The sequence below is a fragment of the Vibrio sp. 10N.261.51.A4 genome (genome assembly GCF_041471945.1).
Lineage (GTDB): Bacteria > Pseudomonadota > Gammaproteobacteria > Enterobacterales > Vibrionaceae > Vibrio > Vibrio crassostreae_C.
In genome coordinates, this window is record NZ_JBFRPJ010000029.1 from 46,757 (window position 1) to 47,055 (window position 299).

The 299-nt window shown below is 47.2% G+C and carries 1 protein-coding gene; it reads right to left on the minus strand.

What is annotated here, in order from left to right:
* The coding region (locus AB4384_RS23710) for a cadherin-like domain-containing protein (protein ID WP_372129244.1) at positions 1–299 on the minus strand (299 nt) is incomplete at both ends.

Here is a 299-nt window from a genome sequence, read left to right on the forward strand (position 1 = left end):
TGGCTTAGACGAATCGAACCGTCTTCATCGATTGAATAAGCTAAGTCACCAGACACAGGCGCATCATCAACCGCTGTTACGCTTACGTCGATGTTTGCTGACACCGTATCGGTGCCGTCAGACACATCAAAACCGAAGTTTACGTCACCATTGAAGTTCTCATTTGGCGCAAAGGTGTATGTACCATTACCGTTATCAGTAAGGATACCGTCACCGCCATCGTAGGTCACACCTTCAACAGTTAGGTTGTCGCCTTCAATGTCCGTTGCACCTGTTAAAAGGTCTGCATCAGTGAAGAT